The 26,173-nt window shown below is 73.6% G+C and carries 28 protein-coding genes and 2 pseudogenes; 12 read left to right on the forward strand and 18 right to left on the reverse strand.

Features of this window, described 5'->3' with window-relative positions:
* Positions 1 to 16: 16 nt before the first annotated feature.
* The 14 genes and pseudogenes from ACFV9J_RS22430 to ACFV9J_RS22495 form a co-directional block, all read right to left on the reverse strand.
* On the reverse strand, positions 17 to 1,348 hold the full coding sequence (locus ACFV9J_RS22430) for an extracellular solute-binding protein (RefSeq protein WP_385356598.1): 1,332 nt from the start codon (positions 1,346 to 1,348) through the stop codon (positions 17 to 19).
* A gap of 125 nt (positions 1,349 to 1,473) precedes the next feature.
* Positions 1,474 to 2,580, reverse strand: a complete 1,107-nt coding sequence (locus ACFV9J_RS22435; protein WP_385356600.1) for a substrate-binding domain-containing protein — start codon at positions 2,578 to 2,580, stop codon at positions 1,474 to 1,476.
* Positions 2,581 to 2,659: 79 nt separating this feature from the next.
* On the reverse strand, positions 2,660 to 2,962 hold the full coding sequence (locus ACFV9J_RS22440) for a gas vesicle protein K (RefSeq protein WP_385356601.1): 303 nt from the start codon (positions 2,960 to 2,962) through the stop codon (positions 2,660 to 2,662).
* Positions 2,959 to 3,207 carry a gas vesicle protein gene (locus tag ACFV9J_RS22445; RefSeq protein WP_385356602.1) on the reverse strand — a complete coding sequence of 83 codons (249 nt, stop codon included), beginning with the start codon at positions 3,205 to 3,207 and terminating at the stop codon, positions 2,959 to 2,961. Before ACFV9J_RS22445 ends, ACFV9J_RS22440 begins: the two co-directional genes overlap by 4 nt.
* Positions 3,204 to 4,064, reverse strand: a complete 861-nt coding sequence (locus ACFV9J_RS22450) for a GvpL/GvpF family gas vesicle protein (protein ID WP_385356603.1) — start codon at positions 4,062 to 4,064, stop codon at positions 3,204 to 3,206. The genes ACFV9J_RS22445 and ACFV9J_RS22450 overlap by 4 nt, the downstream gene beginning before the upstream one ends.
* On the reverse strand, positions 4,061 to 4,405 hold the full coding sequence (locus ACFV9J_RS22455) for a gas vesicle protein (protein WP_385356604.1): 345 nt from the start codon (positions 4,403 to 4,405) through the stop codon (positions 4,061 to 4,063). The genes ACFV9J_RS22450 and ACFV9J_RS22455 overlap by 4 nt, the downstream gene beginning before the upstream one ends.
* A 24-nt stretch (positions 4,406 to 4,429) precedes the next feature.
* Entirely contained in the window at positions 4,430 to 5,401 is a 972-nt protein-coding gene (locus ACFV9J_RS22460) for an SRPBCC family protein (RefSeq protein ID WP_385356605.1), read from the reverse strand.
* Positions 5,398 to 5,958: a hypothetical protein gene (locus ACFV9J_RS22465; RefSeq protein ID WP_385356607.1), complete on the reverse strand. Its 561-nt coding sequence runs from the start codon at positions 5,956 to 5,958 to the stop codon at positions 5,398 to 5,400. Before ACFV9J_RS22465 ends, ACFV9J_RS22460 begins: the two co-directional genes overlap by 4 nt.
* On the reverse strand, positions 5,955 to 6,233 hold the full coding sequence (locus ACFV9J_RS22470) for a gas vesicle protein GvpG (protein WP_385356608.1): 279 nt from the start codon (positions 6,231 to 6,233) through the stop codon (positions 5,955 to 5,957). The genes ACFV9J_RS22465 and ACFV9J_RS22470 overlap by 4 nt, the downstream gene beginning before the upstream one ends.
* Before the next feature lie 4 nt (positions 6,234 to 6,237).
* On the reverse strand, positions 6,238 to 7,023 hold the full coding sequence (locus tag ACFV9J_RS22475) for a GvpL/GvpF family gas vesicle protein (RefSeq protein ID WP_385356610.1): 786 nt from the start codon (positions 7,021 to 7,023) through the stop codon (positions 6,238 to 6,240).
* Positions 7,020 to 7,532, reverse strand: coding sequence for a gas vesicle structural protein GvpA (locus ACFV9J_RS22480; RefSeq protein WP_385356611.1), 513 nt, complete (start codon positions 7,530 to 7,532; stop codon positions 7,020 to 7,022). The genes ACFV9J_RS22475 and ACFV9J_RS22480 overlap by 4 nt, the downstream gene beginning before the upstream one ends.
* A gap of 36 nt (positions 7,533 to 7,568) precedes the next feature.
* On the reverse strand, positions 7,569 to 7,886 hold the full coding sequence (locus tag ACFV9J_RS22485) for a gas vesicle protein (protein ID WP_003978213.1): 318 nt from the start codon (positions 7,884 to 7,886) through the stop codon (positions 7,569 to 7,571).
* A 42-nt stretch (positions 7,887 to 7,928) separates the two neighbouring features.
* Positions 7,929 to 8,624, reverse strand: a complete 696-nt coding sequence (locus ACFV9J_RS22490; RefSeq protein ID WP_385356613.1) for a class I SAM-dependent methyltransferase — start codon at positions 8,622 to 8,624, stop codon at positions 7,929 to 7,931.
* Positions 8,625 to 8,690: 66 nt separating this feature from the next.
* A pseudogene (locus ACFV9J_RS22495) lies at positions 8,691 to 8,922 on the reverse strand (oxidoreductase); the annotation flags it as partial.
* On the opposite strand from ACFV9J_RS22495, the pseudogene ACFV9J_RS22500 reads away from it, so the two are divergent.
* From ACFV9J_RS22500 to ACFV9J_RS22515, 4 genes and pseudogenes are all read left to right on the forward strand, one after another.
* Positions 8,912 to 9,274, forward strand: a pseudogene (locus ACFV9J_RS22500) (zinc-binding dehydrogenase); the annotation flags it as partial. The pseudogenes ACFV9J_RS22495 and ACFV9J_RS22500 overlap by 11 nt on opposite strands.
* A gap of 196 nt (positions 9,275 to 9,470) precedes the next feature.
* Positions 9,471 to 11,474, forward strand: coding sequence for a DUF1996 domain-containing protein (locus ACFV9J_RS22505; RefSeq protein ID WP_385356643.1), 2,004 nt, complete (start codon positions 9,471 to 9,473; stop codon positions 11,472 to 11,474).
* Positions 11,475 to 11,666: 192 nt separating this feature from the next.
* The gene (locus ACFV9J_RS22510) at positions 11,667 to 12,353 is read left to right on the forward strand and encodes a lytic polysaccharide monooxygenase (RefSeq protein WP_385356614.1); all 687 of its coding nucleotides are present in this window, start codon (positions 11,667 to 11,669) and stop codon (positions 12,351 to 12,353) included.
* A 119-nt stretch (positions 12,354 to 12,472) separates the two neighbouring features.
* On the forward strand, positions 12,473 to 14,161 hold the full coding sequence (locus tag ACFV9J_RS22515) for a hypothetical protein (protein ID WP_385356616.1): 1,689 nt from the start codon (positions 12,473 to 12,475) through the stop codon (positions 14,159 to 14,161).
* 96 nt (positions 14,162 to 14,257) lie between these two features.
* Here ACFV9J_RS22515 and ACFV9J_RS22520 read toward each other — a convergent pair whose 3' ends face one another.
* Positions 14,258 to 14,833 carry a TerD family protein gene (locus tag ACFV9J_RS22520; RefSeq protein WP_385356618.1) on the reverse strand — a complete coding sequence of 192 codons (576 nt, stop codon included), beginning with the start codon at positions 14,831 to 14,833 and terminating at the stop codon, positions 14,258 to 14,260.
* Positions 14,834 to 14,921: 88 nt separating this feature from the next.
* On the opposite strand from ACFV9J_RS22520, the gene ACFV9J_RS22525 reads away from it, so the two are divergent.
* The 3 genes from ACFV9J_RS22525 to ACFV9J_RS22535 all read left to right on the forward strand — a co-directional run bounded on the left by ACFV9J_RS22525 (position 14,922) and on the right by ACFV9J_RS22535 (position 17,284).
* On the forward strand, positions 14,922 to 15,350 hold the full coding sequence (locus tag ACFV9J_RS22525) for a BlaI/MecI/CopY family transcriptional regulator (RefSeq protein WP_385356619.1): 429 nt from the start codon (positions 14,922 to 14,924) through the stop codon (positions 15,348 to 15,350).
* 6 nt (positions 15,351 to 15,356) lie between these two features.
* Positions 15,357 to 16,289 (forward strand): M56 family metallopeptidase, encoded by a 933-nt coding sequence (locus ACFV9J_RS22530; RefSeq protein WP_385356620.1) that lies wholly within the window; start codon positions 15,357 to 15,359, stop codon positions 16,287 to 16,289.
* A 335-nt stretch (positions 16,290 to 16,624) separates the two neighbouring features.
* Positions 16,625 to 17,284 carry a fasciclin domain-containing protein gene (locus ACFV9J_RS22535; protein ID WP_385356621.1) on the forward strand — a complete coding sequence of 220 codons (660 nt, stop codon included), beginning with the start codon at positions 16,625 to 16,627 and terminating at the stop codon, positions 17,282 to 17,284.
* A gap of 139 nt (positions 17,285 to 17,423) precedes the next feature.
* On the opposite strand, the gene ACFV9J_RS22540 is transcribed toward ACFV9J_RS22535, so the two are convergent.
* The 3 genes from ACFV9J_RS22540 to ACFV9J_RS22550 form a co-directional block, all read right to left on the reverse strand.
* Positions 17,424 to 17,879 carry a flavodoxin family protein gene (locus ACFV9J_RS22540; protein ID WP_385356622.1) on the reverse strand — a complete coding sequence of 152 codons (456 nt, stop codon included), beginning with the start codon at positions 17,877 to 17,879 and terminating at the stop codon, positions 17,424 to 17,426.
* Between the two features lie 78 nt (positions 17,880 to 17,957).
* A complete protein-coding gene (locus ACFV9J_RS22545; RefSeq protein WP_385356623.1) occupies positions 17,958 to 19,592 on the reverse strand; it encodes an ABC-F family ATP-binding cassette domain-containing protein in 1,635 nt (544 codons plus the stop codon).
* A gap of 205 nt (positions 19,593 to 19,797) precedes the next feature.
* Entirely contained in the window at positions 19,798 to 20,559 is a 762-nt protein-coding gene (locus tag ACFV9J_RS22550) for an alpha/beta fold hydrolase (protein ID WP_385356624.1), read from the reverse strand.
* Between the two features lie 175 nt (positions 20,560 to 20,734).
* Between ACFV9J_RS22550 and ACFV9J_RS22555 the strand changes: the two genes are divergently transcribed.
* The 5 genes from ACFV9J_RS22555 to ACFV9J_RS22575 are packed head-to-tail and all read left to right on the forward strand — an operon-like array spanning position 20,735 to position 26,163.
* Positions 20,735 to 22,015 carry an NAD(P)/FAD-dependent oxidoreductase gene (locus ACFV9J_RS22555; RefSeq protein ID WP_385356625.1) on the forward strand — a complete coding sequence of 427 codons (1,281 nt, stop codon included), beginning with the start codon at positions 20,735 to 20,737 and terminating at the stop codon, positions 22,013 to 22,015.
* Positions 22,012 to 22,755, forward strand: coding sequence for a DUF1365 domain-containing protein (locus tag ACFV9J_RS22560; RefSeq protein WP_385356626.1), 744 nt, complete (start codon positions 22,012 to 22,014; stop codon positions 22,753 to 22,755). The genes ACFV9J_RS22555 and ACFV9J_RS22560 overlap by 4 nt, the downstream gene beginning before the upstream one ends.
* A complete protein-coding gene (locus ACFV9J_RS22565; RefSeq protein ID WP_385356627.1) occupies positions 22,752 to 24,038 on the forward strand; it encodes a class I SAM-dependent methyltransferase in 1,287 nt (428 codons plus the stop codon). The genes ACFV9J_RS22560 and ACFV9J_RS22565 overlap by 4 nt, the downstream gene beginning before the upstream one ends.
* Entirely contained in the window at positions 24,035 to 25,345 is a 1,311-nt protein-coding gene (locus ACFV9J_RS22570; protein ID WP_385356628.1) for a class I SAM-dependent methyltransferase, read from the forward strand. Before ACFV9J_RS22565 ends, ACFV9J_RS22570 begins: the two co-directional genes overlap by 4 nt.
* Entirely contained in the window at positions 25,342 to 26,163 is an 822-nt protein-coding gene (locus ACFV9J_RS22575) for a DUF1295 domain-containing protein (protein ID WP_385356629.1), read from the forward strand. Before ACFV9J_RS22570 ends, ACFV9J_RS22575 begins: the two co-directional genes overlap by 4 nt.
* Positions 26,164 to 26,173: the final 10 nt, after the last annotated feature.

Consider the following 26,173-nt stretch of genomic DNA (forward strand, 5'->3'; position numbering starts at 1 on the left):
CCTGCCTTTCGTCGGCTCAGGTGCTGTGCTGGGTGGTGGACAGGCCGAGGGCCTTGAGGTCGGGCATGGTGCCCTCCTGCGCGGTGCGCAGCGACTCGACGAGGCTGCCCTGGCCGCCGCCGACGCGGGCGAAGGAGTCCTGCATGACCTTCTGGGTGGCGCTCATCCGCGGGCCCCACAGCCACTGGTCGCCGATCTTCTCGGCCTCCTGCTCGAACAGGCGGTAGATGTCCTGCCCGCCGTAGTACGAGCGGTCGAAGGCCTCGCGGCCCACCGCGACCAGGCCGGGGGCGGCCGGGTACTGGCTGCTGGTGCCGCTGGAGAGCCGGGCCCGCAGGGCGTCCGGGTGGGAGACCTGCCAGTCGATGAACTCCATGGCGGCCTCCGGGTGCCTGCTGCCCGCGGTGACCGCGAAGGTCGAGCCGCCGTGCGTGCCGGCCGACGGGCTGCCGGTGTCCCACTGCGGCAGCGGCGCGATCCGCCACTGGCCCTTCTGCCCGGGCCGCGCGTTCATCTGGGCGCCCGCGTCCCAGGCGCCGGTGAGGCGGGTGAGGACCAGTCCGTTGCCGATCTGCGCGTCGGACTGCCGGCTCTCGACGGCGTTCACGAAGACGTCGCCCCGGTCGATCAGCCCCTGCCAGTACTCGGCGACCCGCCGCGAGGGAGCGTCGGCGAGGGAGACGTTCCAGGCGCCCTTCGAGGTGTCGAACCACTGGGCGCCCGCCTGCCACGCGTAGCACGCGAACTGCGTCATCCCGTCGGTCGGGAAGAGCACCAGCCGGCGGTCCGGCGCCTTGCGGCGCACCGCCGCGGCCTGCTCGGCGAACTCGTCCCAGGTGCGGGCGGCTTCGAGCCCGTAGTGGTCGAACAGGTCGGCGCGGTAGTGCATCACCATGGGTTCGACGTCCAGCGGCACGGCGAACACCCGGCGTTCGAAGGTGGTCAGGCCGAGCGCCTGCGGCAGCAGCTTGCGGCGCAGGCCGTCGCTCATCAGATCGGTGATGTCGCGGGCGACGCCGTCGATGGCGAACCCCGGGACCTGCGGATACTCCAGGGTGGCGACATCGGGCGCGTTCCCGGCCCGGGCGGCGTTGCTGAGCTTGGCGTAGCCGCCCTGCCCGCCGGAGGGGATCTGCTGGAACTCCACCTGGACGGTGCGGTGGGTGCGGTTGAACGCGTCGACCACCTCCTGGCTGCCGCGCAGGGCGGACCAGAAGGTGATGCGGGTGGTGGTGCCCGTGCGGGCCGACGATGCGCCGCTCCCCCCGCTGCAGGCGCTCGCGGCTCCTGCAAGGGGTAGGGCGGTCATCGCGGCGAGCACGGAGCGACGGCTGGGTCGTCCGGGCATGGCGCCTCCGCGGCTCCTGCGGGTCCGCGTGGATGCGGACACGACTCTTCGAGACACCGGAATCCTGAACGCCCTGCGCCAAACGGTCAATAGATCGATCAGAAGAAAATGAAACGCTCAAACGCTCATTCGTCGAGCGGTTCGGCCGACCGGTCGGTCGAACCCCGCACCATCAGCCGCGGCAGCAGCTCGACCCGACGGCCCGGCCGCCGGCCGCCGGGCGCCTCGGCCAGCCGCTGGAGCAGCAGTTCCGCCGCCGCGTGACCGACCTCGGCCTTGGGCGGCGACACGGCCGTCAGCGGGGGCGCGGCAAGACCGGCCACGACGTCGTCGTAGGCGACCACCGAGCAGTCCTCCGGCACCCGCACCCCCTCCGCCGCGAGCCGCTGGACGACCATCAGCGCGTCCACGTCGCCGTGCAGCACCATCGCGGTCGCACCCACCTTGCGCATCAGCGCCGGCGGTTCGGCCGTCTCGTCCGCCGAGTACGGTCCGTCGGCCCCGGCCTCCGGCGCGACCAGCGTCCACGCCCACCGCTCCACCAGGGGATGCGCCCCGGCGATCTCCGTGAAGGCGGCACGCAGCGAACGGGCGGTGGGGCTGTCGTGCCGGGTGGCGACCACGATCCGCCGGTGCCCGAGTCCCACCAGGTGCTCCACCGCCAGGTGCGCGCCGTACCAGTGGTCCGAGCAGACCGAGTCCAGGGCGTGCAGCGCGCTGCCGCGCCACGGGCGGCGCTCCATCAGCACCGTCGGCACCCCGGTCCCGGCCAGCCACTCGTGGTCGGCCTCCTCGTCGGCCCGGCCGCGCCAGCGCGGTGCGATCAGCAGCCCGTCCGCTCCGTCCGCCAGCGCCCGCTCCACCAGCGGGCGCTCGGCACCGGACGCCTGCGGCGCGAGGTGCAGGGCCATGCGCACCCCCGCCCGCTCCAGGACCGTCCGGGCCCCGTGCAGGGTCTCGGTCAGGTACGAGTGCCGCACGGGCACCACCACGGCCACCCGGTCCCCGGCCGCCGGGACCGCCTCGGGGGCGCTCTCCCGGGCCGGCAGCGTCGACCGCACGACACCGTGCCCGCGGCTCAGCCTGCCCTCGCGCGTCAGCTCCTCGACGTCCCGGCGCACGGTGACCACCGAGACCTGCAACTCGTCGGCGAGGTCACGCACCCGCGCGGTACCGCGCGCCTGGACCGCCGCCAGTATCCGCTGGCGCCTGAGATCGACCGGCTCCCGCATCAGGTCTCCCCACCCGAGAATGTTCGTTTGAGCGATTCCGCGCCATCATAACGATCGCTCGCATCGGGTGCCGGTGTCCCTACGGTTCCGGGTCGGCGAGGAGGGGGCCCAGCGGGCCCAGGTCGAGGTTCAGGTCGGAGCGGCTCAGGCCGTGCTGGGCGCACAGGTCGTCCATGCGCTCGTCGAGCAGCATGAGCGCCGTGCCGAGCCGGTCCTCCTGCTCCGCGCTCAGCGTCCCCGCGTCGAAGCGGCGCACGGCCTGGCGTTCCATGAGCTGGCGCAGCAGTTCCACCACGGTCATGACCAGCGCGGCCAGGTCGTTCGTCACCCGCTCGGGATCCAGGTCGAGGGCATGGGCGGCACGGCCCCGGGGCGCGGTCACAGCGGCCCGCTGTCCGGCCAGGGAGCGGGCACCCGCTCGTTCACCGACGACAGCAGCGCGTGCAGGGAGATCCGCACCAGGGGCACGTCCGCGACGGCCAGGACCAGATCGCCGCTGACCACGACCCCGGTCGCCAGCACCCGGTCCAGCAGGTCGACCAGGGGCACACCGACCGGTGCGCAGGCCTCCGGTCCGCCCCAGGGCACGGGAGCGGGGCCCGGCGTACGGGCGTCCGGGACGGTCATGAAGGGGCCTCCTGGTCCGGGGCGACCCGCGGGTCCGGACCGGTCTGCGGGTCCTCGTCCCAGCGGGCGAAGGAGTACGGGATCCACGGGCCCGAGGCCTCCACCCGCACGGCCGGGTGCGGCCGGTCGGCGGTGAACCGCGCCAGGGCGGCGGTGAAGTCGGCGCGCCGCGCGTCCTCCACCAGATAGGCGACGTTGAGCAGTTGCGGGGCGCGGCGGCCCGTCAGCCGCTCGCTCTGCGGGCGGTGCCGCGTCGCGGCGACCGCGTGGGACCGCAGCGCCGCGTCGACGGCCTCCGCCTCGGTCAGCGCCCTGCCGCGGGTATCCTGCCGCTCCCGCCGCCGTGCGCTGGCCCGGCTGAGGTAGGCACGGCCGCCGCTGCCCGGCCCGGCGGGGGCGCCGGTGTCCGCGGGGGCCTCGGGCGCGGCCTCGGCGGCGTGCACCTTCACCGCCCACTCCGTACGGTCCCGCAGACGCTCCAGCAGCGTGTCCAGCACCGGCCGCCGGGCGGCCACCGCCCGCTGCGCGGTCCGGTCGCCGCGGTACAGGGTCGCCATCGGCAGCGGCACGACCGGGCCCCGCCCGGCCGCGGCCTCGACACCCCGGTGATGGGCGCGGGCGCAGCGCTCCAGGTCCTCGGGCCGGTTGAGACGCTCGGTCAGCGCCTCCTCGCCGAACAGGGCGGCGGGGACGTCCTGCACGACCAGGCACAGGTCGCCGGCGCGCAGCACGCGCAGCGCGCCGCCCTCCTCGTGCCCCCTGGCCGCCGCCAGCCCGGCGGGGTCCGGCGGGGTCCGGGTGACGGCGAACGCGCACACCAGTCCCGGGGCCGCCGGTCCGGCGGCGGACGCGCTCATCGCACCGCTCCCGTCGGCTCCCCGGCCGCCCCCTCCAGGACGTCCAGACGCTCCCGCAGCCGCGCGTTCTCCTCGGCGAGCGCGTCCCGCGCGGCCCGGGACGACAGCGCGGGGTCGGTCTCCCACCAGTCGATGCCCGCCTTCTTCGCGGTGTCCACGGAGGCGATGAACAACCGCAGCCTGATCGTCAGCAGTTCGATGTCGAGCAGGTCGATCTTGATGTCGCCGGCGATGACGATGCCTTTGTCGAGGACGCGTTCGAGGAGGTCGGCGAGGCTGCCGGAGGGCGGCCCGTAGGGCTCGGTCCCCTGGCCCGGATACCGGTGGTCGAGGTCGGTCACCGCGTACTCCCCGCGGCGGCGTCGTCAGCGACGCGGGCGGGCACGTTCCTCGTCCTCGTCCTCGTCCTCATACTCGTCGTCGTTCTCGTCGTCGTCCTCGTCCGCATACGGCTCCTCCTCGTCCGGTTCCTCCCCGTCGTACTCACCTTCCTCGTCGTCCTCGTACCCGTCCGCCGCGTCCTCGTCCTCCTCCAGCGCCTCCTCGTGGCTCTTGACGACCTCGCCGTCGCGGATCTCGCCGCGCCAGCCCTCGATCTCCTCGTCGTCCGTCATGGTCACGTGCCGCGCGAAGTGCTTCAGGTCCAGCCGCAGCCGCCGGCCCTGGGCGCGCCAGAGGTTGCCGGTCTTCTCGAAGAAGCCCGCCGGGTAGTACTCGACGACCACGACGACGCGGGTCAGCCGGGGCGCCAGCTCGTGGAAGGTGACGACTCCGTTGGTACTGCCCTTGGCGCCCTCGGAGGTCCAGACGATCCGCTGGTCGGGGATCTGCTCCTGGACGGTCGCCTTCCAACTGCGGGTCGAGAAGGCGATCTTGGCGGTCCAGTCCGAGGTCACCTCGTCGTGGGGGCTGACGCTCTGCACGCCCTTGGTGAAGTCGCTGAAGTCCTGGAGCTGCGTCCACTGGTCGTAGACGGTGCGCAGCGGGACGCCGATGTCGACGGTCTCCATGACGTGCGTCGCCTTGACGCTGCCGCCGCCCTTGGAACCACCGGATCCGCTCTTGGAACCGTCGGACCCGCTCCGGGAATCACCGGTCCCGGCCTTGGAACCACCGGTCCCGGCCTTGGAACCACCGGTCCCGGCTTTGGAACCACCGGTCCCGCCCTTGGAACCACCGCCGTCGGCCGACTCGGTCAGGCGGTCGGTCAGTGAGCCGAGCCGGTCCCCCGCCCTGCCGACGAGTCCATGCCCCGCGGCGGACAGGTAGCCGCCCAGGGCGTCCTTGAGGTCTCCGAGGGGGGACGGCCCGCCGTCGCCCTTCCGGTCGGGGGTCATGCGCGCCCACCCCCGCGCCGGACGCCCGGACCGGCCGTCCGCTTCCCGGGCGCCGCCTTCTTTGCGGCCGTCTTCTTCGCGGCCTTCTTCGCGGGAGGCGCCGCCTTGCGCGCAGCGGCCTTCTTGGCCGTCTTCCGGGGCGGTGCCGGCGCGGGCCGCCGGTCTTCCGCCCGGTCCTCCTCGTCGAAGTAGGCGTCCTCGTCCCAGGTGCCGTCGTCGCCGTCGTCGCCGTCGTCCCGTCGGCCCTCGCCGGTGAGCGCTTCGGTACGGTCGCGGAGCGTGTCCGCGAAGGTGGTGAGCCGCCGGTTCGCCGCGGCGCTGACGGCCGCGCGTCCGGCGGTCAGCAGCTCGCCCCGGACCTGGTCGGTCAGCTCCTGTACCTGCGGCGCTCGTTGCAGGCTTCCCAGCCCCTGGCCGAGCACCTGGCCGGGGGAGAGGCCGACACGTCGGCCCACCAGGTAGGAGCCGACCGCGAAGGCGAGCTTGGCCTTCTTCGTGCGCCCCAGGAGATAGCCGCCCGCCACGGCAGCCGCCATGGCCGTCCTGCTGTCGTTCATAGGTGTCGTCTCCGCGCTTGATTCGTAGGGGTCGTGGGCCCGGTGGACCTGGCGGGGCGTTCGAGGAGGGTGAGGAGGCGCTCCTCCTCCCGTTCGAAGGCCGCCTCGTCGATGGCGCCCTCGTCCAGGGCCCGGTTGAGCGCCGCCAGCCGCGCCTGTACGACGCGTGGGTCGTGGGCCTGGCGCCTGGCCTCCTGGAGCAGGTGGTCGGCGATCCACGCCGTGCCGCGCACCGGCGCGAGGGGCAGCAGGAGGAGACCGCTCACGATGCCCACCCCGTCACCGGCCGGCCGGTGACGCGGGGCGCGGGTCGACGAAGCTGTAACAGGGCAGCGGACCGGTCACGCTGAGGGCCAGCCGGTCGCCGCGGTCCCGGGCCTGGGCCGCCACCGCCTCCCTGAACCGCGGTTCGTCGGCCGAGCGCAGCAGGAACGACGCGCTGAGCACCTGCTCGTCGTCGGTCGCGCCCTGGACCGTACGGACGGCGAGCGGGGCCAGCCGGTCGACGACCTCCCGGGCCGCGCGCCGCGCCTCGCGGCGCACACCGAGGGCGATCGCCTCGCCCAGCCGGACGTTGGCCTCGTAGTCCGGCCGGCGCCGGGTCCGCAGGGCCAGGGTCCGCAGCTTGTCGTCCCGGCGCACCAGATCGGCGAAGTGGCCGGGAACCACCGTCCCCTTGACGTTGAGTTCCACGCACCCCCGTACCCCGTCGAGCTGTGCCGTCAGGTGGGCCGCGTCGGAGCGCAGTTGAGAGAGCAGGGCGTCGGTGCGCGGACTGAGGACCGCGAACCGCATGGGCAGCACCGGTCCCTGCGCCGCCAGTTCGTCCAGGACGGACTGGTGGGCCATCAGGTCACGGCGCCGGGGCCGCAGCCGCGGGGGCGCGGCCGACACCGCCGCGCACAGCCCGGACTCCGTCAGCAGCCGTACCGGGGCGCCGTCGACGCCCGCGGAGCGCGGGGTGCGGACTCCGGCCGGGGTGATGCCGTAGACGTACAGGGCCTGCGGTACCGGGGCCGCCTCGGGAGCGGAGCCGGGGGCCGTGGTGGTGGCGGGCGCGGTCATCGGTCCTCCTCCTCGGTGCGCCGGCGGGGGCGGGAACGGGGACGGTCGTCCTCGTCGCGGGAGCGTGCGGCGGGCCGGCTGCGGGGCCGCTGCGTGCTCCTGCCGCGCTCGGCGCCCGCACGGGGACGGTCTTCCGCCTCCTCCGGCTCCTCCTCGTGTTCGTGCTCGGGCGTGAGGACGTCACGCACCTTGTCGGTCAGGGAACGTGCCGTCCGCCTGGCACCGGCCCTGCCCACGGACTTGGCCACCGGGCTGCCGAACATCTCGGGCACGGTCTTGGAGCGCACGTCGTGCTCCAGGTCCAGCCGATTGCAGGCCTCGGCGAACCGGAGGTAGGTGTCGACGCTCGCGACCACGATGCGTGCGTCCACCTTGAGGATCTCGATACCGACGAGGGAGACGCGCACGAAGACGTCGATCACCATGCCGCGGTCGAGGATGAGTTCGAGGACGTCGTAGAGGGTTCCGGCGCGGGGCGCGCAGACGACCTCGTCGTCGTAGGTGATCATGCGGTGGTCCTTCCGGGTGCGGGCCTCACGGTCCGCTCACTGGTCCTGGGCCCCGCGCCGGTAGCGCGCGATCCTGCGGTACTGGAGCAGGTCGCCCGCCGGGTCCAGCTCGACCTCGTAGGTGGCGAGCAGACTGGTGGTGTCGGGGATGCGCGCCACCTCCAGCACGTCCACGTTGACGATCCAGCCGCCGTCCTCGCCCCGGCACACCGCGGAGACCCCTTCGAGGTGGTGCCGGATCAGCTCGGACAGCGCGTCGGCGGCGCGCCGGGCGGCGTCCCGGGCGTCGCGCACGCCACGCTCGCGCGTGGCGGTGGAAGTGGTGCGGCGCCGTCGCTCGCCAGGTTCTGTCATGTGCCCACTGTGACCGTGGGAGCCCGCTCCTGGCGTGCTCGGTTACCCCATCCGGGGCTGCCCCGGTCGCCGGCAGTGCAGGAAGAGGTGCGGCTCCGGCCGCGCGTCGGGGTGGGCCGGGGTGAACATCGACGCCTCCTGCGCCAGCACCTCCAGCCCGGTTTCCTCGGCCAGGGCGATCAGCTCCTGTGCCGGGAAGCTGGTCACGCGCACCGGCTGACCCATGAAGGTGGCGTCGACGCCCTCCACGTCCAGCGGCACGGTGGCCAGGACCAGATGCCCCCCGGGCCTCAGCAGCCGCACCAGTCGCCGGACGAGGTCCTTCTGTTCCGCCCGGTCGAGTTGGAGCAGCGAGAAGTACACGCAGACGGCGTCGAACGACTCCTCCGCCAGCGGTACGTCACGGATGTCGGCGCACCGGAACGTGGCGGCGGGCACCTGCCGTGCGGCCAGCTCCACCATGACGGGGGAGATGTCGACGCCCAGCACCTCGTGCCCGGCGCCCGCGAGGGTCTCGGCGGTGGGCCGCCCCGTGCCGCTGCCCACGTCCAGCACCCGGCTGCCCGGCGCGAGCCGTGCCAGCAGCCACTCCAGCGACCGTCGGTGCGTCTTCGACGCGGCGAACGCCTTCTCGTACTCGACGCCCAGCGCGTCGAACGCGGCGGCCGCCCGGGGGTGTTCCTGGTCGTCGGTCACGACGGTCGGTCCCTTCGGTGCGGTGAGCCGGTGCCCCGGCATCGTTCCACCGGGAGCGGGCCGCCGACAAGGGGCCCTTCGGGCGACGCGCCCCCCGCCGGATACCCGCTAGCCGCACCCGTCCCGCGCCGTTCCCGGCTCGGCCGTCCGGCGGTGTACGGCGGCCTTGACGCGGTCGGGCAGCACCTTGGCCGCCACCGACCTGCGCCGGGTCGTCCTTGGGCATGGTGGCGACCTTGGTGTCCAACATGCCGGCCCGCCGGAAGAAGTCGGTCTCGGTCGGCCCCGGCATGAAGGAGGTGACCGTGACACCGGTGTCCGCGACCTTACGGGCCCTGGCCGCGGGCGCCGGCCTGGCCCTGGACTCCGCCGACCCCAAGCTGCGGCAGACGGTCCGTGCGGCGACGGGCGGCGCGGGGCTCGCCGCCGCCTTCGACTTCGCGGGCGTGCCGCCGGTGCGGGAGCAGGCGGTCTCCGTCCTCGCGCCCAAGGGGCGACTGGTCCTGGCCGGTCTGACCGACAAGCCGCTCACCGTCACGGACGGGACCCGGTTCAGCTACCTTCAGCAGCGCATCCTCGGCCACTACGGCTCCGACATGCCGGTGGCCCTGCCGCTCGCCGAGGCCGCTGCGGCGGTCGCCCGGCTGGAGAAGAAGGAGGGCGACCCGATCCGGCTGGTGCTGCGCCCGTGAGGTGAGGGAAAGCTGAGAATTCCAGCGGCGTTTGAACGCTCCGGCCCCCGGTTCCGTATGGAGCCGGGGGCATTTCATGTCCGAGTCCGTCACGACACAGGAGCACGCCTTGGGACACAACAGGCGCAGACGCCCGACCGGGGCGCGGCGCGCGACCTTCGGAGCGGTCGCGCTGATACTTGGGGGCAGCGGACTGGTGGCCGTGAACGTCTTCGCCTCCGCGACCGAGTCCGGCAACGCCGCCGTTCCGCTGGGCGGTTCCGGGGTCGCGGCCACCGTCGACTGCCCCGACCTGGCCGAGCGGCTCACGGCCGTTCCGGAGCGGGCCAGGCCGCAGGTGGACACCGAACTCGCCCAGCTCGACGAGCAGATCGCCGCCGCCTACCGCGGGCTTCAGGAAGCCGCCCGCACCGCGGACGACGGCACGCTCGACGAGGGCGCGATCCTCGACCCGCTCAAGAAGGAACGCGCGGCGACGATCGAGCGCATCGCCGCCGCCATCGACGAGGCGGGCCACCGTCCCGAGGGCCTGGACGCCCTGGCCGAGTGCACCCTGCGCCGCACCGAGATCGCGTCGGCGGACGCGGGGAGCGGCAGCCCGGCCCAACAGGGGCAGGACCAAGGACAGGGCCAGGAGCAGGAAGAGGGGCAGGGGCAGGAGCAGGGGCAGCAGGACGGCAAGGGTGAGGCGCCCGGTGACGGGCAGCAGCAGCCCGGCAACGGCGGACAGGCCGGCAACGGCCCCGTGGCGGCGGACTATGTCGACATAGAGTCCGTCCAGCCCAACGCCGTGCGAGCGCCCCGGCAGCGGAAGGCCTCGACCGGCTCCTTCGCCACCAGTTGCGGAGTCAACGCCGAGGGCCTGTTCAACTCGGACAACCTGATCGCCGCCCCCGGCGTCGGCAACGGCGCCCACCACTTCCACGACTACGTCGGCAACCAGGCCAACGACGCCTTCGCCAGCGACGAGGACTTGGCCGCCGGTGACACGAGCTGCGCCGACCAGGGCGACAAGTCCTCGTACTACTGGCCCGTGCTGCGGCTCCAGAACGGCACCGACGAACAGGACGCCCAGTCGCCGGGCGGCGGCATCGAGGGCAACGCGGGCGAGATCGTCACGCCGGCCGAGGTCACCCTGACGTTCCAGGGCAACGAGCGCGGCAAGGTCACCGGGATGCCGCGACTGCTGCGCATCATCACCGGCGACGCCAAGGCGTTCGTCAACGGCAACACCAACGCGAACGCCTCCTGGAGCTGCACCGGCTTCGAGGACAGGCAGCTGAAGGACAAGTACCCGCTGTGCCCCTCGGGCAGCGACGTGGTGCGCACCTTCACCTTCCAGAGCTGCTGGGACGGCCGCAACATCGACAGCGCCAACCACCGCACCCACATGGCCTTCGCCGCCGCCGACGGCACGTGCCCGGAGGGGTTCCGGGCCGTTCCGCGACTGGTGCAGCGGGTCGTCTACGACGTGGCCGCGCCCAGCCTGGAGGACGGCGGCCGGACCGTTCCGCTGTTCGCCGTCGACTCCTTCCCCGAGCAGCTGCACAAGCCGGTCACCGATCACAGCGACTTCATCAACGTCTTCGACGAGGACCTGATGCGCGAGATGGTCGAGTGCATCAACTCCGGCCGTGAGTGCGGTCCGGACACACCTCCGGGGTCCGAGCCGGGCCAGGGCGGGGAACAGCCCGGCGGGAACGACGGGGGGCAGCCCGGTGGCGACGACGACGGGCAGACCGCCGAGCCCCCGGCCGAGCAGACCGCCACGGCCTCGGCCCCTGCGGACACCGGCCAGGACGGCCAGGACGGCCAGACAGGTGGGAAGGACGCCGGGAAGGCCCCGGACCAGAAGGCGGAGCAGGACGAGCAGCGGAACGAAGGGCAGAACGAGGGACGGAACGAGCAGCAGAACGACGGCCGGACCGACGGGCGGACCGGCGGGGACGAGCCCGAGCCCCCGGCCGAGGGCCAGGACGCCGGCGCATCCGCGAGCGCCGAGCCCAGGGCCGCGACGACACCCGCCGACGCCCCCAACGACGTGAGCGGCACCGGGGCCGCACCCGCACCCGCACCGCAGGCGCAGGGCGGGCTCGCCGAGACGGGTTCCGGACTCGGGCTCTGGCCCGCGGCGGTCGGCGGCGTGCTCTTCGCCGGGGGTTGCGTGCTGTTGCTCCGTTCCAGGCGGCGCGCGCCGTAACGGGTGTCGGAGCCGCACGAGCGCGGGTGGGCGGGACCGTTCCCCGCCCACCCGCCGTTTGGCTCGTTCGAGATGTTGCCAATTCCCGCACCGGGGCGCAGCCTGGTCTTCGAACAGACCTTGGGAGCGCTCCCACTTGCACTCGCGAGTCCCTGTTCCTCGCTGTCCCCCCACGCGGAAGAAGGATGCCTCATGACTTGTCATGATCGCGCCAATACCCGACTCGCCGGAAGGACCCGACGGGCGACGACCCTCGCCCTCAGCACTCTGGCCGCGGTCCTGCTCACCCTGATCCCCTGGAGCGGCACCGCCGTCGCCCACGGCTCGGTCGTCGACCCCGCCTCCCGCAACTACGGCTGCTGGGAGCGCTGGGGCGACGACTTCCAGAACCCGGCCATGGCCGACGAGGACCCCATGTGCTGGCAGGCGTGGCAGGACAACCCCAACGCCATGTGGAACTGGAACGGCCTCTACCGCAACGGCTCGGCCGGCAACTTCGAGGCGGTCGTCCCCGACGGCCAGCTCTGCAGCGGCGGCCGGACCGAGAGCGGACGCTACAACTCCCTCGACGCCGTGGGCCCGTGGCAGACCACGGACGTCACCGACGACTTCACCGTCAAGCTCTACGACCAGGCCAGCCACGGCGCCGACTACTTCCTGGTCTATGTCACCAAGCAGGGCTTCGACCCCGCCACCCAGGCCCTGACCTGGGGAGACCTCCAACAGGTCGCGCGCACGGGCAGCTACGGGCCCAGCCGGAACTACGAGATCCCGGTGAGCACCTCGGGACTGAGCGGCCGGCACGTCGTCTACACGATCTGGCAGGCCTCGCACATGGACCAGACGTACTTCCTCTGCAGCGACGTCGACTTCGGCTGACCCGCGCCACTCCCGTCCCCCCACCCCCGCCGGGCGCGCCGCGTCCGGCGGGGACACCGGTCGTGCGACCGCCCGCCGAAGCGCTCCGCGACCGTCCCCGGTGCGGTATACGTCCCCTCATGGACTACTACGACCTGGGCGGCCACGGGCGCCCGGTGACGACCTCGTCGCCCGAGGCCCAGCGGTGGTTCGACCGCGGGCTGGTGTGGACGTACGCCTTCCACCACGAGGAGGCCGTCGCCTGCTTCGAGGCCGCCGTCGCGGCGGACCCGGACTGCGCCATGGCCCACTGGGGCATCGCCCACGCACTCGGCCCCAACTACAACAAGCCGTGGGAGGCCTTCGACACCGAGGAGCTGACCCGGACCGTCGACCGCACCCACGCCGCCGTCGAACGCGCCCACGACCTGGCCGGACGGGTCACGCCGGTGGAGCGGGCCCTGATCGGCGCCCTGCGCGCCCGCTACCCGCAGGCGAGCGCCGTCGAGGACTGCTCGGTGTGGAACGCGCCGTACGCCGACGGCATGCGCGCCGTGTACGAACTGGCCCCCGACGACCTCGACGTGGCGACCCTCTACGCGGACGCCCTGATGAACCTGACACCCTGGCAGCTGTGGGACCTGCGCACCGGGCTGCCCGCGGCGGGTGCGCGCACCCTGGCGGCGAAGGAGGTGCTGGACCGTGCCCTGGCCGCGGAGGGTGGCCGCGACCACCCCGGTGTCGTGCACCTCTACATCCACCTGATGGAGATGTCGCCCACCCCCGAGGCGGCCCTCGCGGTCGCCGACCGGCTGCGCGGCCTGGTCCCGGACGCGGGGCACCTGCTGCACATGCCCTCACACCTCGAAGTGCTGTGCGGCGACTACCGCCGGGTGGTGTCGGACAACGACGCCGCGATCGCCGCCGACGAGAAGTGCCTCGCGCGGTCGGGGGCGATGAACTTCTACACCCTTTACCGCGCGCACAACCACCACTTCAAGATCTACGGCGCGATGTTCCTGGGCCAGTACGAGGTCGCCCTCGACGCCGCGGCCCGTCTGGAGGCGTCCGTGCCCGAGGCGCTGCTGCGGGTGGAGAGCCCTCCCATGGCCGACTGGCTCGAGGCATTCCCGGCCATGCGGGTGCACGTCCTGATCCGGTTCGGCCGCTGGGCGGACATCCTCGCGCTGCCGCTGCCGGAGGACCCGCGTCTGTACCGCGTGACGACCGCGATGCTGCACTACGCCCGCGGCGTCGCCCTCTCGGCCACCGGCCGGGTCGCGGAGGCGGAGACCGAACGCGATCTGTTCCGGGCGGCGGTCGACCGGGTGCCCGAGTCCCGCACGCTGTTCAACAACACCTGCGCCGACATCCTGGCCATCGCCTCCGCCATGCTCGACGGCGAGCTGGAGTACCGCAGGGGCGACCACGCCGCCGCCTTCGCCGCCCTGGAGCGCTCCATCGAGCTGGACGACAACCTGCCCTACGACGAACCCTGGGGCTGGATGCAGCCCACCCGGCACGCGTACGGCGCCCTGCTCCTGGAACAGGGCCGGACCGCCGAGGCCGAGGCGGTCTACCGGGCCGACCTGGGCCTGGACGACACCCTGCCCCGCCCGCTCCAGCACCCGAACAACGTCTGGGCCCTGCACGGACTCCACGAGTGCCTCGTACGGCTCGGCAGGGCGGGGGAGGCGCGGATCGTGGCACAGCAGCTGCGGTTCGCCGCCGCCCTGGCGGACGTGCCGGTCGAGGCGTCCTGCTTCTGCCGCCTCGACACCGCCCCGGCCGCCGGTGGCGACGCGGGCTGCTGTGCCACCGACCACTGACGCCGTCCGGCCTCTCCCGGGCCCAGGCCCAGGCCCAGGCCCAGGGACGGGGCGGAGGCAGGGACGGGACGGAGGCAGGGACGGGGCGGAGACGGATCAGACGTTGACGCCGAAGTCCGCGGCGATCCCGGCGAGACCCGAGGCGTACCCCTGCCCGACCGCGCGGAACTTCCACTCGGCGCCGTGCCGGTACAGCTCGCCGAAGACCATCGCGGTCTCGGTCGAGGCGTCCTCGGACAGGTCGTAGCGGGCGAGTTCCTGGTTGTTCGCCTGGTTGACGACCCGGATGAACGCGTTGCGGACCTGGCCGAAGCTCTGGCCGCGGTTCTCCGCGTCGTGGATCGAGACGGGGAAGACGATCCGGTCCACCTCGCCCGGGACCGCGACGAGGTTCACCTTGACCGCCTCGTCGTCGCCCTCGCCCTCACCGGTGAGGTTGTCGCCGGTGTGCTCGACCGAGCCGTCCGGGCTGGTGAGGTTGTTGTAGAAGACGAAGTGCCCGTCCGAGAGCACCTTGCCCGACGCGTCGAGGAGCAGCGCCGAGGCGTCCAGGTCGTAGTCGGTGCCGGTCGTGGTGCGCACGTCCCAGCCCAGACCCACCAGCACGTCGGTCAGGCCGGGCGCCTCCTTGCTGAGCGAGACGTTGCCGCCCTTGGCCAGGGAAACTCCCACTGCGTTCTCCTTCGTCGCGTCCGTCGTGCTTCCGTGTGTGCGTGCCTGCCGCCAATCTACAACACTGTAGAAGAAAGCTTTCTATACGATGTCGCTCCGGAAGACGATCGGCGGCGGAAGGAGGCGGGCCGTGACGGATGACCGGCGTCCGCGGCGACGGGGGCAGGGTGAGCTGGAGGCGCTGGTGCTGTCCGCGCTGCGCGAGGCGGACGGGCCCGCGACGGCCGGCTGGGTGCAGGAGCGCCTCGGCGGCGACCTCGCCTACACCACGGTGATCACGATCCTGACCCGGCTCCTGGAGAAGGGTGCCGTGAGCCGGGAGCGGGTGGGCCGGTCCTTCGCCTGGACGCCCGCCGCCGACCAGGCGGGACTGGCCGCCCGGAAGATGCGCAAGGTCCTGGACGCCGAGAGCGACCGGGAAGCCGTGCTGGCCAGCTTCGTCACCGGTCTGGACCCCGACGACGAACGGCTGCTGCGCGAAGTGCTGGGGCACGCGCGTGCCCCGGAGGACGGCTGACGCCGCATGGGAGTCTTCGTCTTCCTGCCCCTGGTCCTGCCGCTGACGGCGTGGCCGGTCGCCAGGCTGGCCGAGCAGCACCTGCACCCGCGCACCGCGACCAGGCTGCTCACCGCCGTCGCCGTCGTGATGGCCCTGTGCAGCACGCTGTGCCTGGCCCTGGTGATGGTGGTCGGCACCGCGCAACTGCCGGGCAACCCGCTCCCCGACGGCTGGTCGGACCCGGAGGTGCGGGCGGCGGTGCCCTACGACGAGGTCGTCGGCAAGGCGGCGATCCCCGCGCTGTGCGCCGTGGTCGCGGCATCGGCGCGGGCCCTGTGGCGGCACCGCAGGGTGCGCCGTGCCGCCCACCGCCCGCTGGCCGGGCTGCCGGGCACCGGGGTGGCCGTACTGCCGGACGACGTGCCCTACGCGTACGCGCTGCCCGGCGGACACCGCGACCGCGTGGTGGTGAGCACCGCCCTGCTCGACTGCCTCGAACCGGGGGAGCGGCGTGCGCTGTTCGCCCACGAGCGCGCCCATCTCGCCGACCGGCACCACCGCTTCCTGCTCGCCGTACGGCTGGCCGCGCTGGCCAACCCGTTCCTGCGCCCGCTCAGGACCGCCGTGTCCTACACGGCGGAGCGGTGGGCGGACGAGACCGCCGCACGGACGGTCGGCGACCGGCGGACGGTCGCGACCGCGATCGGCAAGGCGGCCCTGGTCTCGCGCGGCACCCCCGTCGCCACCCTCGCCGGTCTCGCGGCGCCAGGCCCGGTGCCGCGCCGGGTGGCGGCCCTGCTCGGCCCCGCCCCCGCGGCCCGCACCTGGCCCCCGGTCTTCACGTCGGTGGGCCTGGCGGCGTGGGCGGCGGCCGCCGGAACCGCCGTCTCGGCGATGTCGTCCGCGAATGCCGCCGTCACGATGTTCCTCATCCTGCGAGCCGCGACGCCGTTCTGACCGGCCCTCGGCCCTCGGCCCTCGGCCCTTGGCCGGCCCTCGGCCCTTGACGGGTGAGGAGGGGCAAAGTCACAGGTCACAGCAGTGTCGCCGGATCTTCTTCACTCGATCGGGTGAGCGACCAATCCGGGCCGGGGCCCGCTCCGGATTCCCCGTGTGAGGGAAGAACCGAGACCGTGCCGACAGCGAACCGGCGGCTGACCCCCGAACCGGGTCGGCCGGCCACCACGTAACGGCACCGCGTACTCGGCGGCCCGCCGCACACCACTTCAGCTCCGCATCACGACTTCGCACCAACGCAGCCTGTGCGCTGCCCGTTTTCAGGGAGATTCTCCATGAACGCCCGTATTCGTCGCTCCGTCGTCGCCGTCGTCGCGGCCGCCGTCCTGCCCCTGTCCCTGGCCGCCTGTTCCGACGACGGCGACAGCGGTTCCTCGGACTCCGCGCAGGCGGCGTCGTCCGCGCCCGCGGCGACCGACGACCAGTCGGCCGACACCTCCGGCGGCATGGCGGGCTCCGACGAGCCGTTCGGCCCGGCCTGCTCCACGGTGCCGAAGGAGGGCGCCGGTTCCTTCGACGGCATGGCCAAGGACCCGGTCGCCACGGCCGCCTCGAACAACCCGGCCCTGTCCACGCTGGTGTCGGCGGTGAAGAAGGCCGGTCTGGTCGACACGCTCAACAACGCCGAGAACATCACCGTGTTCGCGCCCACCAACGACGCCTTCGCCAAGATCCCGAAGGCGGACCTGGACAAGGTCCTCAACGACAAGGAGATGCTCACCAACATCCTGACCTACCACGTCGTGGGCCAGAAGCTCGCGCCCAAGGACCTGGAGAACGGCTCCTTCGACACCCTGCAGAAGTCGAAGCTCACCACCTCGGGCTCGGACGAGGCCTACCAGGTCAACGACTCCGCCAAGGTCGTCTGCGGCAACGTGAAGACCGCCAACGCCAACGTCTACATCATCGACACCGTCCTCATGCCGAAGAGCTGAGGCGCGAGCGGGCGTGGCGGCCCGAGGGCCGGGGGAGCGGGTCGGGCCATGGCCCGCCCCCCGGCGGGGCGGGGGGGGACGGGCGGAACACACGGGCTCCTGGGTAAGCAGCCCGCCCGAGCGGCCGCCCAGGGCGTGCTCAGTCGTCCATCAGACCGGCGGCGAGCGTGGCCCCCAGCTCCCAGCAGGCCTCCAGGTCGGCCTTGCCGGGCTCCCCGGTCGCGTTCACCGCGGGCGCCGCACGCTGCCAGCCGAGCCCGGTCGTGACCGCCTCGATGCCCCGCACCGCGCCCGTGGTGTCGCTGCCCCCGTGCACGTAGTAGCCGAAGGGACGGCCGCGCGTCTCGTCCAGGCACGGGTAGTAGACCTGGTCGAAGAAGTGCTTGAGCGCACCGGACATGTACCCGAGGTTGGCCGGGGTGCCCAGCAGGTACCCGTCGGCCTCCAGCACGTCCACGGCCGTGGCCGCCAGCGCCGCCCGCCGGACCACCCGCACCCCTTCGATCTCGGGCGCGGTCGCCCCGGACACGACGGATTCCAGCATCGCCCGGCAGTTCGGCGACGGCGTGTGATGCACGATCAGCAAAGTGGCCACACCGGCAGCCTGCCGCCCGGCACCCCCCGACCGCAAACGGACACCATGGCGCCCGGGAGGCCTGCCGCCGACGGCGACCTACTCCTGCGGCGCCCCCGTCTCCGTCAGCTCTCCGCCGGTCAGCCGCAGCCAGCGGTCGACGCCGATCTCGCGCAGGAAGCGCCGGTCGTGACTGACGACCACGAACGCACCCCGGTAGGAGTTCAGGGCGCTCTCCAACTGGGCCACGCCGACCAGGTCGAGGTTGTTCGTCGGCTCGTCCAGGAGCAGCAGGTGCGGCGCCGACTGCGCGCACAGCACACAGGCCAGCGTGGCCCGCAGCCGCTCACCGCCGGAGAGCAGGCCGACGGGCAGATGGGCGCGGGCGCCCCGGAAGAGGAAGCGGGCGAGGAGGTTCATCCGCTCGGCCTCCGGCCGGTGCGGGGCCCGGGCGGCGAAGTTCTCGGCGACCGTGCGCTCCTCGTCCAGCAGGTCCAGCCGCTGGGAGAGGTAGGCGACCCGCCCGTCGGCGCGCCGGATGTCGCCGCCCTCCGGATCCAGGTCGCCGTCGACCAGGCGCAGCAGCGTGCTCTTGCCCGTGCCGTTGGCCCCGGTCAGCGCGATCCGCTCGGGGCCGCGGACCGTCAGGTCGACGCCCCGGTCCCCGAAGACGTCCCGGTCGCCGAGCCGGATCCGCAGCCGCTCACCGAGGAAGAGGGTGCGTCCGGCCGGCACCCGGGTCTCGGGCAGGTCCAGCGTGATGCGCTGCTCCTCGCGCAGCGACCGCTCCGCCTCGTCCAGCCGTGCCTTCGCCTCACCGACCCGGTTGGCGTGGGTCTGCCCCGCCCGCCCCGCGGACTCCTGCGCCCCGCGCTTCATGTTGCCCGCGAAGATCCGGGGCAGCCCGGCGTTCTTGAGGTTGCGGGCGGCGTTGCTCGCCCGGCGGTCGGCGCGCTCGCGGGCCTGCTGCAACTCCCGCTTCTCCCGCTTCAGCTCCTGCTCGGCGTTGCGGACGTTCTTCTCGGCGACGTCCTGCTCGGCACGGACGGCCTCCTCGTACGCGGTGAAGTCGCCGCCGTGGAAGCGCAGCTCACCGCGGTCGAGTTCGGCGATGCGCTCCATGCGGTCGAGCAGCTCCCGGTCGTGGCTGACCAGCAGCAGGCAGCCGCTGTAGTCCATCAGCACCTCCTGGAGCCTGCCGCGGGCCGCCGCGTCGAGGTTGTTCGTGGGCTCGTCGAGGAGGAGCACGTCGGGCCGCTTCAGCAGTTGGGCGGCGAGTCCGAGGGAGACGATCTGGCCACCGCTCAGCGTGCTCAGCCGCCGGTCCGGGGCGAGAGCGCCGAGACCGAGACGGTCGAGCTGGGCGCGGGTGCGCTCCTCGATGTCCCAGTCGTCACCGATGGTGGCGAAGTGCTCCTCGGCCACGTCACCGGACTCCACGGCGTCGATGGCCCGGATCACGGCGTCGACGCCGAGGACCTCGGCCACGGTGAGGCCACCCGTCAGGGGCAGGGCCTGCGGCAGGTGGCCGAGGACGCCGGTGACCGTGACGGAGCCGGCGGTGGGCCGCAGCTCACCGGCGATCAGCTTGAGCAGGGTGGACTTCCCGGCACCGTTGGGGGCCACCAGGCCGGTGCGGCCCACGCCCACGGTGAACGACAGATTCTGGAAGACGGGGGTGTCGTCGGGCCAGGAGAAGGACAGGCCGGAGCAGCGGACAGCGGCGTCGGACATGAAGACGACCTCGTGGCGGTGAGGGGCAGCGAACAGAGCTCTGCCCGGAAAGGCGAAACGGGAAAAGGGAACGACGAAGGGGCCACTGCGACGGCGCTCGAAACACGCCCGCTGCGGCCTACCGGAACCGGGTCTCACCCGGAGATGTCGTCGTCACCCACCATGTCCGCGACTCCCTCGCTGCACGATCAACGTGCCCACCAGCCTAGCAGCCGGGCTCCCGCACCGGTCCCGGTGCCGACTCGGACGAGGCGGGCGGCACCGACCGCGGAACCGGTGGCCCGGCCGCCGAGAGGGCCCGGGTGAACAGCTCGGAGGGCGCCGCTTGCGGTGCGAGCAGATGGGCCACCGCCGCGGTCGCGGTGCGGTGCCAGCGGGCGTGGTGACGCAGCATGGCGTGATCGCCGTGCTCCATCAGCAGCATGCCCGCCCGGGCCCCGGCAGCCCGGGCCCGGGCGACGTACGCGGCCGACTCGCCGGGATCGGTGACGCGGTCCCGGCTGCCGTGCAGCACGAGAAGGGACCGGTCCCGGAGCTGGGCGACGGGCTCACCCGGCGGGCACCAGGGCGCGAGCGCCACCACACCGCGTACCGGGTCGGCGTCCGCCGCGCGCAGGGCCGCCCGGCCGCCCATGGAGTGACCGAGCAGCACCACCGGTACGTCGCCGACGAGGCCGTGCAACTCCGCGAGGGCCCGCCGGGCGTCCCGCAGCGGGTCCTCGGCGGCGCCGTTCCAGCCGCGGTTGCGGTAGCGGACCTGGCCGAGGAGGACGTCGTCGCGGCCGGTGGCCGCCTCCAGCGCGCGCAGGAACGGCCGCATCCGCAGGGCCGCGAGCTGCCAGGGGCGCGCCGCGCTGCGGCTCTCCTCCCGGCCGCCGTGCAGCACCAGCACGGCCGCGCGCGTCCGGGGCGGCCGGCGCCGTACCCGCAGCGCCCTGTCCCTCGACGGATCGTCCTGAGCGCCCATGCCGGCCCCTTTCCCTTCCGCTTCCTTCTTCTCCCCGCAACGGATGATCCGTTGCCGCGCCGCCCACGGACTGGTGGTCGCCGAAACGGTCCGCGACGCCCCCCAATCCGCCCGCCCCACGGCTCCGGATTACCCAGGCAAGTGTTGATCACAGTGGGGTGGAGGTACAGCGGAAATGCCGCGAGCGTCAGGGGAGAGGGCACGCCGCACCGCCGTCGTCGGCAGCGGAGTGGCGGGGCTGACCGCCGCACACATACTGGGCCGGGCCCACCGCGTCACCCTGTACGAGGCCGACGACCGCCTCGGCGGGCACGCCCACACCCACGACCTGACGTCGTCCGACGGCCGCGGCCACCGGGTCGACTCGGGATTCATCGTGCACAACCGCCGCACCTACCCGCACCTGCTGCGCCTCTTCGACGAACTCGGTGTCGCCACCCAGCAGTCGGAGATGAGCATGTCGGTGCGGTGCGAGGGCTGCGGCCTGGAGTACGCCGGTGCCCGCGGCCCCGCCGGACTGCTCGCCCGCCCACGCAACGCCCTGCACGGTCCCTACCTGCGCATGCTCGCCCAGGTGCCGCGTTTCCACCGCGCCGCCCGCAGGCTGCTCACCGAGGACGCCGACCAGGCCCTCACGCTCGGCGGGTTCCTGGAGCGCGAGGGCTTCTCGCCGTACTTCCGCGCCCACTTCATGACACCCGTCGTCTCCGCCGTCTGGTCCTGCGACGCCGCCACGGCCCTGCGCTACCCGGCCGCCTACCTGTTCCGCTTCCTGCACCACCACGGCCTGCTCGCCGTCGGCGGCTCCCCGGTCTGGCGCACGGTCACCGGCGGCTCCCGCTCCTACGTCGACCGGATCGCCGAGCGGCTGCCCGATGTGCGCACCGCCACCCCGGTCCGCACGGTGACCCGGCACGCGGACGGAGTGGACGTCACCGCCGCCGACGGCACCACCGACACCTACGACCACCTGGTGATCGCCGTCCACCCCGACCAGGCACTGGAGCTGCTCGCCGATCCGACGCCCGGTGAGAAGGAGGTCCTCGGCGCCTTCCGGTACTCCCGCAGCGCCACCCTCCTGCACACCGACACCGCCCTGCTGCCGCGCTCGCGCGGAGCCCGGTCCTCCTGGAACTACCTCATGCCGTCCTGCGACGCGGGCGCCGACCGGGTCCGCGTCAGCTACGACATGAACCGGCTCCAGCGCCTGGACGCCGCCGACACCTACGTCGTCACGCTCGGCGGCGAGGACCGCGTCGACCCCGCCCGGGTGCTGGCCCGCATGACCTACGAACACCCCGTCTACACGCCCGAGTCGGTGGCCGCCCAGCGCCGCCTGCCCGAACTGCGCACCCCGGTCACGGCCTACGCCGGCGCCTACCACGGCTGGGGCTTCCACGAGGACGGCTGCCGTTCGGGGGTGGAGGCCGCCGCGGCCCTCGGCGTGGCCCGGTGACGCCCGACCCGACGGCACGCCCCGGCCTCTACCCGTGCGAGATCGGGCACATACGCCTCGACCCGATCCGGTACACGCTGCGCCACCGGACCTACATGTGGCTCGTCGACCTCGACCACCTCCCCGAACTCCCCCGTCCGCTGAGCCCGTTGGCCGGCTTCCGGGCCCGTGACCACTTCACCGGCGACGCCCCCTCCCTGCGCGCGGGCCTGGAGCGGTTCCTCGCCTCCCGCGGCGTCGACCTGGAGGGCGGCCGGGTCCTGATGCTCACGCACGCCCGCGTCCTCGGACACGTCTTCAATCCGCTGACCCTGTACTGGTGCCACGGCCCCGCCGGCACCCCGCGCTGCGTGGTCGCCGAGGTCCACAACACCTACGGCGAACGCCACGCCTACCTGCTCGACCCCGACGAGGCGGGCGTCGCGCACGTCGACAAGGAGTTCTACGTCTCGCCGTTCAACCCCGTCGACGGCGCCTACCGCATGCGCCTGCCGCCGCCCGCGGGCCGCCTCGACCTGACGGTGCGCCTGGACCGCCCCGGCGCCCGCCCGTTCACCGCGACCGTACGGGGCACCCGGCGCGAGGCGACCCCCGCCGCCCTCCTGCGGCTCGTGCTGCGGCACCCCTGGTCGACCCTCGCGGTGTCGGCCGGCATCCGCAGGCACGGCATCCGCCTCTACCTGCGCGGCCTGCCCGTCCGGCCGCGCCCGAGTCACCGCACCACGGAGAAGGCATCATGACCGCAACCCATCCCCGCCCCGCAGCCGCCACCCCCGTCCCAGGAGGCCGCGGCACCCCGGTGGACCCGCGCCGCTGGCCCGACGTCGCCGCCCCGCCCCGGGCCCCGTGGGCCCGCCGGGCCACCGCCGCCGCCGTCGTGCGCCGCGCCCTGCACCGGCTGCCGCTGCGGGTCAGGTTCGCCGACGGCGAGACCGTCGGGCTCGGCGGTCCGCTGGTGGAGGTCCACGACCCCGACGCCTTCCACGGGCGGATCGGCGCCCAGGGCCTCATCGGCCTCGGCGAGTCCTACATGGCCGGTGAGTGGGACGCCCCCGACCTGGTGGGCGCCCTCACCGTGCTCGCCGCCCACGTGGCCGACCTGGTCCCCGCCCCGCTCCAGCGGCTGCGCGGCCTGTGGCACCAGCGCCGGCCCGCCGCCCGCCGCAACACCCCTGAGGGCGCCCGGGACAACATCAGCAGCCACTACGACCTGTCCAACGATCTGTTCGCCCTCTTCCTCGACGACACCCTCAGCTACTCCTCGGCCGTCTTCCCCGCCTTCCCGGCCCGCCGCGAGTCCCTCGCGGCCGCCCAGCAGCGCAAGATCGATCGGTTGCTGGACCTGGCCGAGGCCGGCGACGGCACCCGCCTCCTGGAGATCGGCACCGGCTGGGGCGAACTCGCCCTGCGCGCCGCCGCCCGCGGCGCCCACGTCACCTCCCTCACCCTCTCCCGCGAACAGCGCGACCGCGCCCTCGAACGCGCCCGCGAGGCGGGCCTCGCCGACCGGATCCGCGTCGAACTGCGCGACTACCGCGAGGAGCGGGGCACCTACGACGCCGTCGTCAGCGTCGAGATGATAGAGGCCGTCGGCGCCGAGTTCTGGCCGGTCTACTTCCGCACCCTCGACGAGCGCCTCGCCCCCGGCGGCCGGGCCGCCCTCCAGGCCATCACCATGCCGCACGAGCGCATGCTCGCCGCCCGCCACACCCACACCTGGATCCAGAAGTACGTCTTCCCCGGCGGTCTGATCCCCTCCACCGAGGCCATCGAGGCGACGGTCCGCGACCACACCGGCCTGTGCGTCGCCCGCCGCGACGACTACGGCGCCCACTACGCCGAGACGCTGCGGCTGTGGCGCGAGCGGTTCACCGAGCGCGCCGACGAGGTCGAGGCCCTCGGCTTCGACGAGACCTTCCGCCGCCTGTGGACCTTCTACCTCGCCTACTCCGAGGCGGGCTTCCGCGCCGCCTACCTCGACGTCCAGCAGTACCTGTTCACCAAGGAGCACCCCGCCCGATGAGTACCGTCCGCACCACCAGGACCGGCGCCGCGCACCGGCTCGCCGCGCTCGTCGAGGACGCGCTCGGCGGCCCCCTTCCCGTCCGGCTGCGCGCCTGGGACGGCACCGAGACCGGCCCCGCCGAGGGCCCCGTGGTCGTCGTCCGCTCCCGGCGCGCCCTGCGCCGCCTGCTGTGGCAACCCGGCGAACTGGGCCTGGCGCAGGCCTACGTCACCCGCGAACTGGACGTCGACGGCGACCTGGCCGACGGCCTGCGCCGGATGTGGGCGGCCACCCGCGAACGCCGGCCGCACCCGCCCCGCCTCTCCCTCGCCGACCGGGCCCGCGCGGCGGGCACCGCCGTCCGCCTCGGCGCCGTCGGCCCGCGCCCCGCGACGCCGGACTCGCAGGCCCGGCTGCGCGGCGGCCTGCACACCAAGTCCCGCGACCGTGCCGCCATCAGCCACCACTACGACCTGTCCAACGACTTCTACCGCCGCCTCCTCGACGAGACCATGGCCTACTCGTGCGGAGTGTGGGCGGACGAGTACACCGACGCGAACGCCGCCGACGCCCAGCACGCCAAGCTGGAGCTGATCTGCCGCAAACTCGGCCTCACCGCCGGCTCCCGCCTGCTCGACATCGGCTGCGGCTGGGGCTCACTCACCCTCTACGCGGCCGAACGGCACAAGGCGAAGGTCACCGCCGTCACCCTCGCCAAGGAACAGGCGGCACACGTCCGCGAACAGGTGCGGGAGCGCGGCCTGGAGGACCGGGTGGAGGTCATCTGCCAGGACTACCGCGACATCACGGGCGGCGACTACGACGCCGTCTCCTCCGTCGAGATGGGCGAGCACGTCGGGGACGCCGAGTACCCGGCCTTCGCCGCCGCGCTGCACCGCAGGGTCCGCCCCGGGGGACGCGTCCTCGTGCAGCAGATGTCCCGGGGCCGCAACGCTCCCGGCGGAGGCGCCTTCATCGAGGCGTACATCGCCCCCGACATGCACATGCGGCCGCTCGGCGAGACGGTACGGCTCCTGGAGGACGCCGGTCTCGAAGTGCGCCACGTGGAGTCCCTGCGCGAGCACTACGTCCGCACGGTCATGGCCTGGGAGCGCACCCTGGAGGAGCGCTGGGACGAGTTCGTCGCGCTGGTCGGCGAGGAGAGGGCCCGGGTGTGGCGGCTCTACCTGGTGGGCGGCGCGCTCGCCTTCGAGCAGCGTCGCATGGGCGTCGACCAGATCCTGAGCGTCCGGCCCACCGCCGAGGGCGTCAGCGGCATGCCCGCCACGCCGGGGGAGTGGTACGAGCGGCTGGACCGCCCGTGAACGGCTTCCCGTGGGGCGCGTTCGCCGTCGGACTCGGCTGGGCCGCGGCGGCCGCCTTCGCCGTCATGCTGGCCACCTTCGCCGTCGCCGTACGCAAGGGCGTCCACCGGGTGGTGGACGTGGCCTGGGGGCTCGGCTTCGCCGCCGTCGCCGTCGTGACCTGCGCGGTCGCGGCGACGTCCGGGCAGGGCGACGCGGGGCGCCGGACGCTGGTGGCGGCCCTGACCGTCGTATGGTGCCTGCGGCTGGCCGCGCACATCGCCCGGCGCGGCCGGGGCCACGGCGAGGACCCGCGCTACGAGGCGATGCTCGCCAAGGCCCGCGGCAACCGGAACCTCTACGCCCTGCGCATGGTCTACCTGCTCCAGGGCGCCCTGGTGTGGCTGGTGTCGCTGCCGGTGCAGGCCGCGTCGTACGGGTCCGGGGCGCTGTCGGCCCTGGCCTGGGCCGGAGCGGTCGTGTGGGCGGTCGGGCTGGTCTTCGAGGCCGTGGGGGACGCCCAGTTGGCCCGGTTCAAGGCCGACCCAGCCCACCGCGGCCGCATCATGGACCGCGGACTGTGGAGCTGGACCCGGCACCCCAACTACTTCGGCGACTTCTGCGTCTGGTGGGGCCTGTTCCTGATCGCCTGCGACGCGGGCCCCGCGGCCGCCGCGGTGTCCGTCGTCTCCCCGCTGGTGATGACCTGCCTGCTGATCGGCGGCAGCGGGAAGCGGCTGCTGGAGCGGCACATGGCGGACCGGCCGGGTTGGGCCGAGTACGCGGCGCGCACCAGCGGCTTCTTCCCACGTCCGCCGCGCCGGTCCCGGTCCGCGTAGGACTCGGCCC

This window comes from Streptomyces sp. NPDC059906 (genome assembly GCF_042730645.1).
Lineage (GTDB): Bacteria > Actinomycetota > Actinomycetes > Streptomycetales > Streptomycetaceae > Streptomyces > Streptomyces rubrogriseus.

Coding starts and splice junctions, on each gene's coding strand:
- ACFV9J_RS22460 (WP_385356605.1), bottom strand. CDS start 5,401: ATGACCCCCGACCGGAAGGGCGACGGCGGGCCGTCCCCCCTCGGAGAC.
- ACFV9J_RS22510 (WP_385356614.1), top strand. CDS start 11,667: ATGACTTGTCATGATCGCGCCAATACCCGACTCGCCGGAAGGACCCGA.
- ACFV9J_RS22565 (WP_385356627.1), top strand. CDS start 22,752: ATGACCGCAACCCATCCCCGCCCCGCAGCCGCCACCCCCGTCCCAGGA.
- ACFV9J_RS22525 (WP_385356619.1), top strand. CDS start 14,922: ATGTCGCTCCGGAAGACGATCGGCGGCGGAAGGAGGCGGGCCGTGACG.
- ACFV9J_RS22550 (WP_385356624.1), bottom strand. CDS start 20,559: ATGGGCGCTCAGGACGATCCGTCGAGGGACAGGGCGCTGCGGGTACGG.
- ACFV9J_RS22435 (WP_385356600.1), bottom strand. CDS start 2,580: ATGCGGGAGCCGGTCGATCTCAGGCGCCAGCGGATACTGGCGGCGGTC.
- ACFV9J_RS22555 (WP_385356625.1), top strand. CDS start 20,735: ATGCCGCGAGCGTCAGGGGAGAGGGCACGCCGCACCGCCGTCGTCGGC.
- ACFV9J_RS22490 (WP_385356613.1), bottom strand. CDS start 8,624: ATGCCGGGGCACCGGCTCACCGCACCGAAGGGACCGACCGTCGTGACC.
- ACFV9J_RS22430 (WP_385356598.1), bottom strand. CDS start 1,348: ATGCCCGGACGACCCAGCCGTCGCTCCGTGCTCGCCGCGATGACCGCC.
- ACFV9J_RS22530 (WP_385356620.1), top strand. CDS start 15,357: ATGGGAGTCTTCGTCTTCCTGCCCCTGGTCCTGCCGCTGACGGCGTGG.
- ACFV9J_RS22485 (WP_003978213.1), bottom strand. CDS start 7,886: ATGACAGAACCTGGCGAGCGACGGCGCCGCACCACTTCCACCGCCACG.
- ACFV9J_RS22535 (WP_385356621.1), top strand. CDS start 16,625: ATGAACGCCCGTATTCGTCGCTCCGTCGTCGCCGTCGTCGCGGCCGCC.
- ACFV9J_RS22475 (WP_385356610.1), bottom strand. CDS start 7,023: ATGACCGCGCCCGCCACCACCACGGCCCCCGGCTCCGCTCCCGAGGCG.
- ACFV9J_RS22480 (WP_385356611.1), bottom strand. CDS start 7,532: ATGATCACCTACGACGACGAGGTCGTCTGCGCGCCCCGCGCCGGAACC.
- ACFV9J_RS22570 (WP_385356628.1), top strand. CDS start 24,035: ATGAGTACCGTCCGCACCACCAGGACCGGCGCCGCGCACCGGCTCGCC.
- ACFV9J_RS22465 (WP_385356607.1), bottom strand. CDS start 5,958: ATGAACGACAGCAGGACGGCCATGGCGGCTGCCGTGGCGGGCGGCTAT.
- ACFV9J_RS22545 (WP_385356623.1), bottom strand. CDS start 19,592: ATGTCCGACGCCGCTGTCCGCTGCTCCGGCCTGTCCTTCTCCTGGCCC.
- ACFV9J_RS22445 (WP_385356602.1), bottom strand. CDS start 3,207: ATGACCGTCCCGGACGCCCGTACGCCGGGCCCCGCTCCCGTGCCCTGG.
- ACFV9J_RS22515 (WP_385356616.1), top strand. CDS start 12,473: ATGGACTACTACGACCTGGGCGGCCACGGGCGCCCGGTGACGACCTCG.
- ACFV9J_RS22450 (WP_385356603.1), bottom strand. CDS start 4,064: ATGAGCGCGTCCGCCGCCGGACCGGCGGCCCCGGGACTGGTGTGCGCG.